Origin of the sequence: Emticicia fluvialis (assembly GCF_024793945.1) — a bacterium.
Taxonomy (GTDB): Bacteria; Bacteroidota; Bacteroidia; order Cytophagales; family Spirosomataceae; genus Emticicia; species Emticicia fluvialis.
In genome coordinates this window covers 79921-92558 of sequence record NZ_JANUSD010000013.1, presented here as the reverse complement: position 1 = coordinate 92558, position 12638 = coordinate 79921, and the positions used below count along the sequence as shown (strand labels likewise).

10 protein-coding genes are annotated in these 12638 nt (G+C 41.1%); 9 read left to right on the top strand and 1 reads right to left on the bottom strand.

The features are described from left to right. Positions 1-19 precede the first annotated feature (19 nt). The 5 genes from NZ848_RS15610 to NZ848_RS15590 all read left to right on the top strand — a co-directional run bounded on the left by NZ848_RS15610 (position 20) and on the right by NZ848_RS15590 (position 6592). A complete protein-coding gene (locus NZ848_RS15610) occupies positions 20-1162 on the top strand; it encodes a DUF4249 domain-containing protein (protein WP_259016296.1) in 1143 nt (380 codons plus the stop codon). A gap of 27 nt (positions 1163-1189) precedes the next feature. After that, positions 1190-2320: a DUF4249 domain-containing protein gene (locus NZ848_RS15605; protein WP_259016295.1), complete on the top strand. Its 1131-nt coding sequence runs from the start codon at positions 1190-1192 to the stop codon at positions 2318-2320. Positions 2321-2362: 42 nt separating this feature from the next. Continuing rightward, positions 2363-3523: a DUF4249 domain-containing protein gene (locus NZ848_RS15600; RefSeq protein ID WP_259016294.1), complete on the top strand. Its 1161-nt coding sequence runs from the start codon at positions 2363-2365 to the stop codon at positions 3521-3523. Positions 3524-3564: 41 nt separating this feature from the next. Further along, a complete protein-coding gene (locus NZ848_RS15595) occupies positions 3565-5952 on the top strand; it encodes a TonB-dependent receptor (protein ID WP_259016293.1) in 2388 nt (795 codons plus the stop codon). A gap of 121 nt (positions 5953-6073) precedes the next feature. Then, positions 6074-6592: a hypothetical protein gene (locus NZ848_RS15590; protein ID WP_259016292.1), complete on the top strand. Its 519-nt coding sequence runs from the start codon at positions 6074-6076 to the stop codon at positions 6590-6592. Between the two features lie 31 nt (positions 6593-6623). Here NZ848_RS15590 and NZ848_RS15585 read toward each other — a convergent pair whose 3' ends face one another. Then, positions 6624-7589 (bottom strand): helix-hairpin-helix domain-containing protein, encoded by a 966-nt coding sequence (locus NZ848_RS15585; RefSeq protein ID WP_259016291.1) that lies wholly within the window; start codon positions 7587-7589, stop codon positions 6624-6626. Between the two features lie 92 nt (positions 7590-7681). Here NZ848_RS15585 and NZ848_RS15580 point away from each other — a divergent pair, with 92 nt between their 5' ends. The 4 genes from NZ848_RS15580 to NZ848_RS15565 all read left to right on the top strand — a co-directional run bounded on the left by NZ848_RS15580 (position 7682) and on the right by NZ848_RS15565 (position 12614). Beyond that, a complete protein-coding gene (locus tag NZ848_RS15580; protein ID WP_259016290.1) occupies positions 7682-8839 on the top strand; it encodes an AAA family ATPase in 1158 nt (385 codons plus the stop codon). Next, entirely contained in the window at positions 8826-9275 is a 450-nt protein-coding gene (locus tag NZ848_RS15575) for a hypothetical protein (protein WP_259016289.1), read from the top strand. Before NZ848_RS15580 ends, NZ848_RS15575 begins: the two co-directional genes overlap by 14 nt. 16 nt (positions 9276-9291) lie before the next feature. Further along, positions 9292-10779, top strand: a complete 1488-nt coding sequence (locus NZ848_RS15570; protein WP_253534191.1) for a glycine--tRNA ligase — start codon at positions 9292-9294, stop codon at positions 10777-10779. A gap of 173 nt (positions 10780-10952) precedes the next feature. After that, on the top strand, positions 10953-12614 hold the full coding sequence (locus NZ848_RS15565; protein ID WP_253534189.1) for an AMP-binding protein: 1662 nt from the start codon (positions 10953-10955) through the stop codon (positions 12612-12614). Positions 12615-12638 lie beyond the last annotated feature (24 nt).

Genomic DNA, 12638 nt, shown 5'->3' with positions numbered 1-12638 from the left:
ATAATAAATACAGATGTTAATGAGTGCTAAAAAGACCTGGGTGTTTTTGTCAATTGTTTTTGGCGTGTTTGCCTGCGTTGAACCGTTTGAAGTTGCGTTCCCCTATGGAAGAAAAATACTAACTGTAGACGCTACCATTAAAGACACCGACGAGCAGCAGACTTTTACTATCACAGAGTCTGAAAGCCGTAATAGCTCGGTTTATGCTTTTCCGGTTAGCAATCTGAAAGTGGAAGTTATTGTCAATAATACAGATAAGATAACACTTACAGAAAAAGACGGTGGTATTTATGCGTTACCTGCGTCGTTCAAAGTAAAGGCAGGGAATGCGTATAAACTTGTTTTCGTAAAACCTGACGGAACAAAATATGAGTCGGCAGAAGAAATAATGACAACCGTACCCGAAATAGAAAAAGTTTATGATGACTTCATGCTGAACGGCCTTGAAACTGCCTTTGGTAAAGCGCCGGCAAATTATGTTTACATTGACACCAATGACCCCGCCGGCGAGAAAAACAATTACGTATGGTCGTGGAGATTATGGGAGAAACAAATCATTTGTAAATCGTGCTCTTATGGCAGGTATTATACTTCACCATTGCCTTTTGGCGATTGTGTAAGAGAAGAAAAATATAGCCAGACGCCATTTTTTGATTATGCTTGTAATGGCAATTGCTGGGATATTTTTTATAGTGCGCAACTGAATGTTTTCAGTGATGTGTTTAGCAATGGCAAACCCATAACCGGAAGGTTGGTAGCACAAATACCCTATTACTCGGCAGAAGGTGCCTTAATAGAAATTACCCAGCAATCGGTTACGGCTGCAGCATACAGGTATCTGAAAATACTGGCAGACCAGGCGCAAACAACAGGAAGCCTGGTTGATACCCCGCCTGCACCCGTTATTGGTAACATCAGAAACACTAATAATGCTACAGAAGCAGTAGCAGGCTTTTTTATGGTAACGGGTGTCAGAAAAGTAAACTACTGGCTGAGCCGCCGGAACGCCGAGGGCAGCGGCGCTGTACCAACCGGTATTCTGGGGCATAAGCTCAACTATGAGCCCGCGTCATTACCGCCAGATCCACCCAGGCCACCTCTGGCGCCGTGCATACCGGGCAGATTCCGTACCGATGCCAAACCGGAAGGTTGGGTAAATTAAGAAAACATCATTTTTATAATCAATCAAATGCTCAAAAGCAAAAACCTCGCATACCTGATTTCAATTTGTGTAATGTTTTATGCCTGCGTAGAGCCTTACGACCTGAATGTTCAGCAAGAAAGAAAAATACTGACAATTGATGCTACTATTACCGATTTAGCCGAAGAGCAATCGGTAAAAATAATAGAGTCTTACAGTGCCGCCAATACTGTTTATGCCATTCCTGTAGCCGGTGCCAAGGTAGAAATCATAGTAGACAACACCGAGAGAATTCCGCTTACTGAGCGTTCAGGCGGGGTATATGTACTTCCTTTATCTTTTCATACCCAAGTTGGCAGAAGTTATAAACTTGCTTTTCAGCGGGCAGATGGCACCAGATATGAATCTGAAGTAGAGAAGCTGGGCGGTATTCCGGCTATTACAAATGTGTATGATGAGTTTAAGGTAGATGGCATAGAGGCATCGCTCGGAACAGAACCGGCACACTATATTTACCTTGACACCGAAGACCCTGCCAATGAAAAAAACAGCTACATGTGGACCTGGAAACTGTGGGAAAAGCAAAGTATATGTGCAACCTGTTATGGTGGCAGGTTTTTTCTGAATCCATTGCCCGGCGAATGTAAGATAGAAGCCAATTATGCCAATGCAACTTATGATTATAATTGCAACGGCGACTGCTGGCAGATTTTTTATAATAAAGAGCTGAATGTTTTTAGTGATGTTTATTCAAACGGAAAACCAATTTTAGGCAGGCTGATTGCTAAAATACCTTATTATGCTGCCAGAGGAGCCTTAATTGAAATAAAACAGCAGTCGGTTTCACCTAATGCTTTTCAATACATGAAACTGCTTGTGAATCAGGTACAGAACAACGGTAGTCTGGTAGATACCCCGCCCGCAGCCATTATTGGCAATGTAAAGAATATTACCAACCCTGATGAAGCCGTGGCCGGATTTTTCATGGTAACGTCTGTAAGAGCTGTGAGATATTGGATCGGACGCGAAAATGCTTCAGGCTTAGCCAGACCAATCGGACTTTTGGGGCACACATTTATACCAGAGCCATCAGGGCCCGATTTAACAAGACCGCCGCTGGCACCCTGCCTGGAAGGCAAGTACCGTACGCCAAGCAAGCCCGATGGCTGGATTGATTAAGGTAGCTTGTAAGGCCATGATATAAACCTAATTACCATTAAAATGAACAAATTTATAGGTGTTTTTTGTATCTCTTTGCTGCTATGGGTTTGTTCCTGTGTTGAGCCGTTTTCTGCAACTTTTGATGGAAAAAGCATTTTTCTGACAATTGATGCAACCCTTACTGACCTTGACGAGCAACAGAGAATAAAAATACACGAGTCTGTTTCGTCTGAAAACAACAATTATACCATACCTGTAAAAAATGCTGTAATTGAATTAATAGTAGACGAAAAGGAAAAAATCAGGTTTGCAGAAGAAGAAAACGGCATTTATAGTTTACCGCTGTCTTTCCGGCTGAAACAAGGAAGCTCGTATCAGTTAAATATTCAGAAAGCAGATGGCAGGCAATATAAATCTGACAAAGAAACGCTGATAAAGGTGGCAGATATGGTAAAGGTGTATGATGAGTTTATGCCAAGGGGAGTACCCCGCGGCGTGTATTATGACCCCGCCAATTATGTTTACATAGATACCCCTGACCCCGGCGACCAGAATAACAATTATATGTGGTCGTGGAAATTATGGGAGCTTCAGGATATCTGCACTACCTGCAATGATGGTCGTTATCATCTTACAGGAACAACCAATACGCCCCCCGGATGCAGAAAGGAAGCAGGGTATGAAAATCTAAGCTATGATTATTTCTGCGATGGCAATTGCTGGGAAATACTGAAAAGCAAAGACCTGAACGTTTTCAGTGATATTTATAGTAACGGAAAAACCATAAGCGGCAGGCTTGTAGCTAAAATACCTTATTATCAAGAAGGCGGAAGCCTGATAGAAATTACTCAACAATCTATTTCGCCTGGTGCATACAGATATTTAAAGTTGTTAGCCGACCAGGTTCAGAACAATGGCAGTTTGGTTGACACACCACCCGCAGCCATAATTGGTAACGTAAAGAATATCAACGAAAGTAATGAAATGGTTGCCGGATTCTTTATGGTTACAAGTATGAAAAAAATAAGATACTGGATAAGCCGTGAAAATGCAGCTGGCAAAGCGTATCCTGTTGGGTTATTAGACCACCAGATTATACCAGAACCCACAGTGAACGGTGTACCTGACAGGCCTCCGCTGGCCTTGTGTATTGAAAGTGCCACCCGTACAAAAATTGAACCCAAAGGCTGGGTTCCAAGAGTAAAAAAGCCTAAAAACTGATTTTATATTCATATTCACCATCAATTGTTCTATTTTAAAAAATGAGAAAACTTTACATCGTAAGTTCATTTCTATTACTTACCATAGCAGCCAGGGCACAGGTTTTTTACCGCTTTAGCGGCTATGTAAAAGATACACTTGATGGTAAACCACTTGCCAAGGCATCTATCAATGTTGATTATGGGAAGTTTGGCGCCGTTACCGATGAAAACGGATATTTTGACATTAATATTCCGTATGGAGAACACGCCGTAACTGTTAAGTTTGTAGGCTACAGACCTGTAAGAGACGGTATTAAAATAAATGCAGATATGAGACGCAATTACTCAATGGGCCGTGTTGAAAACGAGCTGGAAGAAGTGATTGTATCAAGCAAAGGTGTAGAAGCCAACATTCAGCGCCCTTTACTGGGGGTTAATCAATTAAATATAAAAACCCTCAGAAAACTACCTGCTGCCGTAGGCGAAATAGACATTCTGCGGGGTTTGCAGATGCTGCCCGGTGTAACCAGTGTCGGCGAGGCCTCAAACGGGGTAAATATCAGAGGCGGTACAACTGACCAGAACCTTTTATTACTAGACGACATCCCGATTTTCAACCCCACCCATATGTTTGGTTTGTTTACGGCGTTTCCTTCTGAGGCAGCATCAGGCGTTGAGGTTTACAAAGGCAATACGCCTGCCCGTTTTGGTGGCAGAGCAGCCTCAGTAATGGATGTAACGCTGGCTCAGCCGTCACTCGATAAATTTAAAATGAACGGCGGTATCAGTCTGGTATCAAATCGGCTCTCGCTTGATGTTCCTGTTATAAAAGACAAACTGGGCGTAATGATTTCAGGCCGGGCATCTTATAACGACTTCCTTTTGCCATTGGCTTCCCAAAAACTGGACGATATCAAAGCAAACTTTACCGATGTCGTAGCAAAGCTTTTTTATCGTGTCAATGCTAAAAATACCATTACGGCTTCAGGCTATTACAGTAAAGATTTCTTTCAGACCCAGTTGCTGGGTGGCATTGGTAACATTAATGCTACATCAACTCAGTATGATTACCGGAGCAGAAGCTTCTCTGCACGTTGGTTTTATGCCATATCGCCAAAAATCAATATGCAAACTACGGTGGTATCAGCTTATTATTTACCTAAAACATTGCTGCCAGAACTGAACTCTGACAACAAAGTAGTTTTAATGTCAGACATCGACTACAAACAAGCCAAAACCAATGTTAACTTTAACTATGCAAAGCATAACATTGAGGTCGGTATAAGCGCTACAAAATACAGAGTCGGACCCGGAGAATTAAAGCCCGGCACAAGCCGCAGTGTGCTTGCTCTGAAAACACCGAACGAATATTCGTTAGAAACCGGTATTTATGCAGAAGACGAAATCACCCTTTCTCCTAAAGCCACGCTGGCATTAGGTGTAAGATACTCTCAGTTTTTTGCGCTGGGGCCTGCCGATGTGCAGATTTATGAGCCTAACCAGCCAAAAGATGCACTGTCGGTCAGAGATACCATTTCTTATGCCAGAGGCAAAATCATTAAATCGTACGGCGGCTTTGAGCCAAGATTAGGCTTTAAGTATTCGCTTAGCGACAAAACCTCTATAAAGGTAGGTTATAACATCATGCGCCAGTATATGCAGGTAGTTACTAATACAACTACTCCCCTGCCTACATCCCGCTGGAAAACTTCTGACACCCACGTTCGTCCGCAAATAAGCTCATTGGTAGCAGCAGGTTTGTTTCATAACCTGCCGGGCAATATCTACGAGCTATCGGTTGAAGGCTACTATCGGATGACCAATAACATTATTGATTATAAGCCCGGTGCCGACTTCCTGCTTGACGCTCACCCTGAAATGCAATTGCTGCAAGGTAAAAACCGCTCTTATGGGCTGGAATTTATGATTTCAAAGAAAAAAGGTGAAATGACAGGCTGGGTAAACTATACCTACAGCCGCTCTCAGAATATGGTATCTGAAGGCACAACCTTTGGCGAGCAGATTAACTTTGGCAAGTGGTATGCTGCTAATTATGACCGCCCGCACTCATTCAATGCTTCTGTAATTATTAATCAGGGTAAGCACCACGATTTTTCGTTTAACTTCTCATATAGCACCGGCCGCCCCTTTACCATGCCAGAGGGTTTTATTATCTATCAGGGAACCAGCTACCCCTACTATGGCGTGCGTAACAATGCCCGACTACCAGATTACCATCGCCTTGACTTTGCGTGGAACATCTATCAACCGAGCATGAAAGACAAACGTTTTAAAGGTAACTGGACATTCACCGTTTTTAACCTTTACGGTAAGAAAAACGCCTACTCTGTATTTATTCGTACACAAGGTACTGCTGTATCGGCCTATAAACTGGTTGTATTTGGTGCGCCAATTGTATCATTATCTTACAACTTCAGGTTTATGTAAGGCCAATATTTACGGCATTTTGAAGATAAGTCCTCTGCCCGGGGACTTATTTTTGTTTATAAGCAACCCTCAATAACTGTTCTGCATCTACTTATAAACTAACAAGTAAACTATCTGAATTATGAAAAAGCTACAATTATTAATTACCTCATTCATTCTTTTATTTGGCTCAAACCTTGCCTTTGCTCAAACTTTAGAATCAAATACCAAATGGCTGAGCTACCAGCTAGACCAACTGGTAAAAGAGAAAGATGGCCACCATTTAAAAGTTAACGACAATGAAGCCGTACCTACTTTTAAATTTAAAGGCTGCCAGATGAATATGAATATTGATGCCAGAGACTCAGACCTGAATTTCGGAATGAGAATCTCCTGGTTATTGAAAGATGTACAAAAGATTTCTTACGCCAAAGAAGATGGTGGAGAATACCAACTGAAGATGATTGTACCTGCCGACAGAATGAAAGTGAAAGTGGGCTTTGGCCAGAATCATAATATTGGCGGCTCGTTTAATCTTAAAAGTGATGATGAAAATGAAAGCAAAACAAATTTCTCGCTTCACACAAAAGATGAGCGGCTGGTGAAAGAGATTGTGAACAAGTTTGAAGAATCGGTGAAGATTTGCAAAAATACAAGATAACCGGAGGGGCCCACGCCCCTCTTGTTTTTTTTTAATACTCCAGATACGGTTCAATTTTCTGAATAGTGGCTTCGTCCAGTACTTTTATCTGTCTCAAATCTTCAATTGATTTAAAACTTCCGTGCTGCTCACGGTAAGCAACAATGGCCTTTGCCTGGTGATACTTCAGATACAAATGCCTTAGTTCAGATACTGCCACCTGATTAATTTTCAGCTTCTTTATACTTCCGCTCACAAATCCATATTTTAACAATTCGTCTGCCGTCTCGGGGGGTAAACCGTAAGTTTCTCTTACCTGCTCTGCTTTGGCAAAACCACCCAGTGCATCTCTGAACTTCACAATCCGCCTGGCATAGCCGGAGCCAATTCCGTTAATTAACTTAAGTTGCGTGGTATCGGCTGTATTCAAATCAAACCTGGTTAGTTTGTTTTCCTTCTTCAACTCTCTGGCTGGCGCTTCGTTCTTTTCAGGATTTGCCGGCTGGGTTACTGAGTTAGTTTGTGGGGAAATGACCGATGTTTCATCTGCCGAAGGTAAATCAATATAAGGTGCCAGGCGCTCGTAGGTTTCTGGGTACAAACCGTAAATTTTCTTGAAGTCTTCCTTCTTACGGAACTTCCCGCCTTTACTTCGATACTTTTCTACGCGCTCAGCAATAAACTTAGGTAAACCCAATTCTTGAAATTGTTGAACTGTGGCAGTATTCGGGTCGAAATGAAAATGTTTGTAATTTTTACCGCCCGAACTACCAAAGCCTGATTTGGCTTCACCATACGGGCTATACGCACTGGCCTTGGTATCTAGTGCCACCGTGAGGCTGTCAATATCTTTGGGAGACGAAATAGTCAGATTCTGTGGTTTCTGGCTAAAAAAGTAGTCGGCGCCTGCCATGAATAGCATAGCAGCCATAATAATGAAAAAGGCCACTAAAACCCCTTTGGCCTCGTGCGAAGACATGCTAAGAGAAGCACGAATAAATTTCAGGATTCGGTTCATAAATAATGGTCACAGACAAATTACTCCAAAAATAATAAGATAGCTAACGTATTTGCAATGTTTTCGCTAAGTTTGCAAAAATATTATTAAGAATGGATAATATTAAAGTAAAATCACTGGGTCCAATCAAAGATGCCAATATTAATTTTGGAGATTTAACTTTGTTTGTTGGACCACAAGCAAGTGGGAAAAGTATTTTATTACAATTAATAAAACTTATCAATGATAGATTCAATATACAAAAGATTGTAGAACAATATGGATATATTTGGGGTAAAGATATAAATAGCAATTTGGATAGATTTTTTGGTGAAGGAATGTCTGAAATCTGGAACGATAACACTTCAATCCATTTTGATAAAAAACCCTTCACAAAAAGCGACATTATCGAGAAACGAGGACGTAAAGATAAATCTTTCACTAAAGAAGAATCTCTGTTTTACATTCCTGCTCAACGCGTTGTTTGTTTGCAAAATGGCTGGCCACGATTTTTTACGGATTATGAAGACTCTGTACCTTATGTTCTACGCTATTTTAGTGAAACTTTAAGGCAATTCTTAGAAAATGGGAAAAATGACACTATATTTCCTCAATCCCAACGATTAAAAGAACCACTTAGAGATTCTTTTAATGATAGTATTTTTCACGATGGTAAAATAATATTAGATAAATCAGGGAAAAAGCGTTTCAAATTGGAAATTGGCAAATCGAATATTCCTTTTATGGCATGGAGTGCCGGACAAAAGGAATTTATGCCATTACTATTAAGTTTTTATTTACTATGCCCACCGTCAAAAGTTAGTAGAAAAGACGACATAAAGTATGTAATAATTGAGGAACCAGAAATGGGATTGCACCCGCAAGCTATAGAATCTGTAATACTACAAATAATAGATTTACTTTCTCGGGATTATAAAGTTATTGTATCTACACATTCACCTGTATTACTTGAATTTGCATGGGCTATTCGCTTTTTGAAGGAATCAAATATGAACAGTGATTCACTTTTTGAATTATTCAATTTAACTAAAAACCCTTCCTTGGTTCGTATTTTCAGAATTCTACTTGAGAAAAAAAGTTTATTTACTTATTATTTTGATAGAGAACATGACGGAGTGTCAATCAAGGACATTTCTTCTTTAGATGCAGGGAGTGAAGATTCTGCTATTTCAGAATGGGGAGGTTTATCATCTTTTAGTTCTAGAGCATCAGAAATTGTATCAAACTCTGTCATTAATGACTATGAATAAATTTAAGTTGGCAATACAAAATACTCCTGATGTTACAAATTGCTATCAAAGTGGCTTAAGAGCATTAGGCAGTTATTCAAATAAAATTTCACTTCAAGATGCACCGCAATGCGAAGGAAGTATTGATATTGATTCTTGCACAACCAGTAAATATCCTAATTCTCCTCGTTGGGATTATGCCTTTGGCTACAAAGGATTTGCTTATTTTATAGAAGTACATTCTGCTTATACCAATGAGGTTAATACAGTAATATCAAAGTTAACTTGGCTAAATGATTGGTTAAATAATCATGCTCCAGAAATAAAAAAAATTAGAGCTCCAACCCCTTATTTCTGGATTCAAACTAGTGGATATCATATTTTAAAAAACTCTCGTCAAGAGAGGTTACTTGCGCAAAAAGGTATCAGACCTATTCCTAAATTAGTTTTAAAGTAAAAATTAAAATAATTAAATGAGCAAACCAGCACTAACTAATTCACTGCAAGATATTATTTCTCATGCCAAAGAATATGGCTTTGTGTTTCCTTCATCTGAAATCTACGACGGTCTTCAGGCCGTTTATGATTATGGCCAAAACGGTGTAGAGCTAAAAAATAACCTGAAAACAGCATGGTGGAAAGCCATGACCCAACTGCATGATAACATTGTGGGGATTGATGCGGCTATTTTTATGCACCCCCTTACCTGGAAAGCCTCAGGCCACGTGGATGGTTTCAACGACCCGATGATTGACAACAAAGACAGCAAGAAGCGCTACCGCGCCGACCAGTTATTGGAAGGCAAAGCAGAAGAATATGAAGCAGCAGGGCAGGCGGAAAAAGCGCAGGCATTGCTGGCAGAAATGGGCCGTTTGTTAGGCGCTGAAGACCTGGCCGGTGTACGTGAATTAATTATTGCTGAAAATATTGTTTGCCCTATATCAAAAACAGCTAACTGGACGGAAGTACGCCAGTTTAACCTGATGTTCTCTACGCAGGTAGGTTCGGTGGCAGAAGATGCCAGCATGATTTATCTGCGCCCTGAAACTGCACAGGGTATTTTTGTTAACTTCCTGAACGTACAAAAAACAGGCCGTATGAAAGTGCCTTTCGGTATTGCTCAGATTGGTAAGGCTTTCAGAAACGAGATTGTGGCGCGCCAGTTTACTTTCCGTATGCGTGAGTTTGAACAAATGGAAATGCAGTTTTTTGTACGCCCCGGAACAGAAATGGAATGGTATAAAGAATGGAAAGAAACCCGTTTGAAATTCCATAAGGCGGTGGGCTTACCGGCTGAGAAACTGAAATTCCATGACCACGAGAAACTGGCTCACTATGCCAATGCCGCGGTTGATATTGAGTTCCAGTTCCCTTTTGGCTTCCGTGAAATTGAGGGTATCCACTCAAGAACCGATTTCGATTTACGTAACCATCAGGAGCTATCGAAGAAAAAACAACAATACTTTGATGCTGACCTTGATGCCAACGGTAAGCCGTACGGCAATTATATTCCTTACGTGGTTGAAACATCAGTAGGTGCAGACAGACTATTCCTGGCTACTTTCTGTAACGCCTTTACCAGAGAAACTGTAGGCGAAGGTGAAAACGAAAAAGAACGTACTTACTTGAAACTGCACCCGGCTCTGGCTCCTATTAAGGCTGCTATATTGCCTTTGGTAAAAAGAGACGGATTGGCAGAAAAAGCCGAAGCCATTACGCAATCGCTTAAATCTTCTTTCAGAACTATCTATGACGACGGCGGTGCTATCGGTAAGCGTTATACGCGCCAGGACTTAATTGGCACGCCCTACTGTATTGCCGTTGATTACCAGACAATGGAAGATGATACGGTTACAATCCGCTACCGCGATACAATGGCGCAGGAAAGGGTTCCTGTAAGCGCTTTAAAAGAGAAAATCGGATACGAAGTTTCAATGGAGCGTATCCTTGAAAATATCTGATTATAAAGAATTGAATTAACTAGAAAGCAGCATGATTCAGCACTTGAGTCATGCTGCTTTTGTTTTGTCGCAAAAAGCACAATATACAAAAGGCAATTTGCCACACAAATTAGCAATTCTGCTTTTTTAATTTAATTTTACAAAACCGAAACCTATTAACACCTTTCACTGCTATGGAACTTTTACCAGATAAAACCTTCCTGGAGTATTTTTATGACCATGAAAAAAACCAGCCTGACAAGATATTTCTAAAACAGCCATTTGGCAATACATACAAAGATTTTTCATGGAAAGAAGTAGGGCTGCAGGCCCGTACAATAGCCAGCTATCTGGAATCGCTTAACCTGCCGCCCAAAACAAACATTGGCCTTATTTCAAAAAACTGTGCAGAATGGCTGATTGCCGATTTCGGTATTCTGATGGCAGGCCATGTATCTGTGCCTTTTTATGGAACATTAAATGCCGAACAGTTGAATCAGGTAATGACGCACAGTGGCTGCCGGGTACTATTTATAGGTAAAATGGACGACGCCAAAAGCATTGAGCCTGGTATACCTGAGGGCGTAAAGTGTATTTCATTTCCTACTTATAACCCACAGGCAAAGCATGTGCAATGGGAATTAATCATGAATAGTTTTAAGCCTAAGCAGGATAATTTTATACCCGATTTGAACGACCTCTTCAGTATTATTTACACCTCTGGCACTACCGGCAACCCAAAAGGTGTAATGGTAACTTACAAGGCTTTAACTATGGCACTTTATTATACCCGGCATTATACAAAACTCGACTACCCTGAATCGCGGTTTATATCTTATCTGCCATTGTGCCATGTGGCCGAAAGAATGGTGATAGAGTCTGGAGCAACCATTGCCGGCGCAACGGTTTACTTTGCAGAAACAGTAGAGAGTTTTGCCAGAAATCTGGCAGTGGCCAGTCCGACACATTTTTTGGCCGTTCCGCGTATCTGGACCAAATTTCAGTTGGGTATATTGTCAAAAATTTCGCAGAGCAAGCTGGATATTTTATTGAAGATTCCCATTGTAAATAACCTGATTAAAACAAAAATACGCAAAGGATTGGGGCTGAATGATGCCATCATTATTCTGGCTTCTGCTGCGCCTATGCCTGTATTGTTAATTGAGTGGTTTAAAAAACTGGGTATAATAATTCAGGAAGCCTACGGAATGACCGAAAACCTGGGTGTAGCCACCATGATGCCCCGAGAAAAAATAAAAAACGGAACAATTGGCAAGCCTTACCCCGGAATGGAGATAAAACTGATGCCCGAAACTAACGAGATATGCACACTCTCGGCCTGGAACATGAAAGGTTATTACCGCGAACCGGAAATGACAGCCGCAACCATTGATACAGAAGGCTGGATTCATACTGGCGACGTTGGCGAAATAGATAATGAAGGTTACCTGAAAATAACCGGCAGGGTAAAAGAAATGTATAAAACAGCTAAAGGCGAGTACGTGGCCCCTGCCCCTATTGAAGCCGGTTTTTCTGCCAATTGCATGATAGAACAGATATGCGTGGCAGGTAATAACTTACCCCAACCCATTGCGCTGGTGATATTGTCTGACATAGGAAAAGCCGAAAGCGTGGAGAAGGTTAATGAAAGCCTGCAGGAAACCCTCCATGCTGTAAACGCGACCCTGAAACCCTATGAAAAAGTACGCAGAATGGTTGTATTGAATGAACCATGGACAATTGATAACAACAAACTTACCCCAACCATGAAGATAAAAAGGGGTAACATAGAAAAAGAATTTGAGTCGTATCTGGAAACCTGGTACAACAGAAAAGAATCCGTAGTATGGCAGTAAAAGTTATGGGGGCGCCTGGTAGCT

Coding starts and splice junctions, on each gene's coding strand:
- NZ848_RS15610 (WP_259016296.1), top strand. CDS start 20: ATGAGTGCTAAAAAGACCTGGGTGTTTTTGTCAATTGTTTTTGGCGTG.
- NZ848_RS15605 (WP_259016295.1), top strand. CDS start 1,190: ATGCTCAAAAGCAAAAACCTCGCATACCTGATTTCAATTTGTGTAATG.
- NZ848_RS15600 (WP_259016294.1), top strand. CDS start 2,363: ATGAACAAATTTATAGGTGTTTTTTGTATCTCTTTGCTGCTATGGGTT.
- NZ848_RS15595 (WP_259016293.1), top strand. CDS start 3,565: ATGAGAAAACTTTACATCGTAAGTTCATTTCTATTACTTACCATAGCA.
- NZ848_RS15590 (WP_259016292.1), top strand. CDS start 6,074: ATGAAAAAGCTACAATTATTAATTACCTCATTCATTCTTTTATTTGGC.
- NZ848_RS15585 (WP_259016291.1), bottom strand. CDS start 7,589: ATGAACCGAATCCTGAAATTTATTCGTGCTTCTCTTAGCATGTCTTCG.
- NZ848_RS15580 (WP_259016290.1), top strand. CDS start 7,682: ATGGATAATATTAAAGTAAAATCACTGGGTCCAATCAAAGATGCCAAT.
- NZ848_RS15575 (WP_259016289.1), top strand. CDS start 8,826: ATGACTATGAATAAATTTAAGTTGGCAATACAAAATACTCCTGATGTT.
- NZ848_RS15570 (WP_253534191.1), top strand. CDS start 9,292: ATGAGCAAACCAGCACTAACTAATTCACTGCAAGATATTATTTCTCAT.
- NZ848_RS15565 (WP_253534189.1), top strand. CDS start 10,953: ATGGAACTTTTACCAGATAAAACCTTCCTGGAGTATTTTTATGACCAT.